This window comes from Curtobacterium sp. B8 (assembly GCF_000333315.1).
GTDB lineage: Bacteria > Actinomycetota > Actinomycetes > Actinomycetales > Microbacteriaceae > Curtobacterium > Curtobacterium luteum.
The window spans coordinates 1-2,398 of the sequence record NZ_BACW01000585.1; the positions used below are offsets into that span (position 1 = coordinate 1).

Annotated in this window: 4 protein-coding genes; all 4 read right to left on the minus strand. The window is 71.1% G+C overall.

Annotated elements, in window-relative coordinates:
- On the minus strand, positions 1-793 hold a 793-nt coding region (gene mutM / locus I59_RS15845), incomplete at its 3' end, for a bifunctional DNA-formamidopyrimidine glycosylase/DNA-(apurinic or apyrimidinic site) lyase (RefSeq protein ID WP_022904707.1).
- 3 nt (positions 794-796) lie between these two features.
- Positions 797-1,669, minus strand: coding sequence for a ribonuclease III (gene rnc, locus I59_RS15850; RefSeq protein WP_022904708.1), 873 nt, complete (start codon positions 1,667-1,669; stop codon positions 797-799).
- Positions 1,670-1,682: 13 nt separating this feature from the next.
- Positions 1,683-1,886, minus strand: coding sequence for a 50S ribosomal protein L32 (gene rpmF / locus I59_RS15855; protein ID WP_022904709.1), 204 nt, complete (start codon positions 1,884-1,886; stop codon positions 1,683-1,685).
- Positions 1,887-1,931: 45 nt separating this feature from the next.
- A partial coding sequence (locus I59_RS20235; RefSeq protein ID WP_022904710.1) for a DUF177 domain-containing protein occupies positions 1,932-2,398 on the minus strand: 467 nt, incomplete at its 5' end.

Here is a 2,398-nt window from a genome sequence, read left to right on the forward strand (position 1 = left end):
GCGTCGAGCTCGTGCCTCCGTCCTCGAGCGCCCGTCGGAGGACGCTCCGGACCTCGGTCAGCAGGGTCCGGAGGTCCGCTCTGGTCAAGCGCTCCGCTGGTCGGTCGTAGTGGACCTTCGCCGCCCACAGGGACTCGTCGGCGTAGATGTTGCCGATGCCGCTCACGACGCCCTGGTCGAGCAGGACGCGCTTGATGCCACTCGCGCGCTTCCGGGCGGCCGCGATGAAGCGGTCGTCGTCGAACGCCGGGTCGAGCGGGTCACGGGCGATGTGCGAGACCTGGTACGGGATGCCGCGGCGCCACGAGGCGTCCGGGTCGGCCTCGTCGATCGCGCCCGCGGCACCGGCCGGAGCACCGTCCACCGTCGGCACCATGCGGTCGATCGCCATCGACCCGAAGGTGCGCTGGTCGACGAACTCGAGTTGGACGACGGGCTCCGGCACGCCGTCACGATCGGTGGTCGCGGGCTGCACGTCGATGAGGATGCGGCGGTGCCTCGCGGCGGGGCGATCGCGCCCGAGGAGCACCTGCCCGGACATGCCGAGGTGGGTGACGAGGGCCTCGCGTCGGTCGTCGCCGTGCTCCGGCTGCAGCGGGAACCAGAGGAACTTGCCGCGGCGGACGGCGGCGGCGATCGTGCGGCCGGTCAACCGGTCGGCGAAGTCCTCGGCGGGGCCGTCGTGTCGGGTGAGGGCGCGGTCATCGACGACGTCCACGTGCAGGACGCGTGCGCCGGTGACGGCGGGTTCGAGACCGGCGCGGACGACCTCGACCTCGGGGAGCTCCGGCACCGGTCAGGCAGTCCGAGCGGCGTCGTCGGCGGTCGTGCTCACAGCGGCGCTGCCGGCGGCCGTGCTCGCGGCGGCGCCGTCTGCGGCCGTGCTCGTGGCGGCGCTGCCGGCGGTCGTGCTCACGGCGGCGCTGCCGGCGTCCGCGCGCGGCGAGCCGTCACGGCCGGAGAGCTTCGTCCAGGCCTGCAGCGCAGCGGCCATCTCGGCTGCCTTCTTGCTCGACCCGGCGCCCGAGGAGATGTCCTCGCTCTGGAGCACCACGGTGGCGTGGAAGGTCTTGTCGTGGTCGGGGCCCTCTTCGGTCACCCGGTAGGAGGGGTTGCCCAGACCGAGCGACGACGCGAGCTCCTGCAGACTCGTCTTCGGGTCCATCGCGGCGCCGAAGCGGTCCGGGTCGACCAGGAGCGGCTCGACGAGGCGCAGCACGAGCTCGGTCGCCGGGTCCGGACCCGCGGAGAGGTACGTGGCACCGATGACGGCTTCGACGGTGTCGGCGAGGATCGACGACTTGTCGCGGCCGCCGGTCTGCTCCTCGCCCTTGCCGAGCCGGAGGTACTTCCCGAGCCCGATCATGCGGGCGATCTCAGCGAGGGCGACCGTCGAGACGAGGCTCGCCCGACGCTTGGCCAGGTCGCCCTCGTCGAGGTCGGGGAAGGACCGGAAGAGCTTCACGGTCACTGCCTGACCGAGGATCGAGTCGCCGAGGAACTCGAGCCGTTCGTTGTGCCCGATGCCCCCGTGCTCGTACGCGTACGAGCGGTGGGTCAGGGCGAGCTGGAGCAGCTCGAGGTCGATGTCGACGCCGAGGATGCCCTGCAGACGAACGACGTCCGGCCCCACGGGGCGGGACCCCGTGGTGCCGGACGTGTTGGTCATGCGGTCGGTCCGATCAGACGTCGGCGACCTTGCGGCCCTTGTACTCCAGGTACAGGGGGGTGCCGGCCGAGTCCTCGACGACCTTCGCGCGGTGCGGGATGCTGTAGGTGACCTTGCCGTTCTCGATCGTCTTCACGAGCTGGACCGGCGCGGCCTTCCACTGCGAACGACGGGCGTGCGTGTTGGCACGGGACTGCTTGCGCTTGGGAACGGCCATGGTGGTTCTCTTTCGGTTGGTCGGTTGGTCAGTGGCGAGGGCGGTTCAGGCCGACGTGCGGCCGTCGCCCTCGGGGCTCTGGTCAGGGGTACTGCTGTCGTCGCTCGCACGGAAACCGCCGAGGACGGCCCAGCGCGGGTCCAGGACCTCGCGAGGAGTGTGGTCCTCGAGGTCGGCCAGGCGTTCACCCGTCTCCGGGTCGAGGCCTGGGCAGTCCGGTCGGCAGACCGGCTGGAACGGCAGCGACAGCACCACCGCATCTCGAACGACCGGTTCGCAATCCACGTGGTCATCGCGAACGAAGAAGTCGAAATCCTCCGAGACATCGTACGCGAAGAGCTCCGCGAAATCGACCTCGACGGGTTCGCTGATCTCGATCAGGCACCGGGAGCACTCCCCGAACGCCTCGGCCGACGCGTGTCCGGAGACGAGGACGCCCTCGTGCAGCCCCTCGAGTCCGACGTCCAGGTGCATCGGCGCGCCCTGTCGGACGGGGATGACCCCGGCACCCA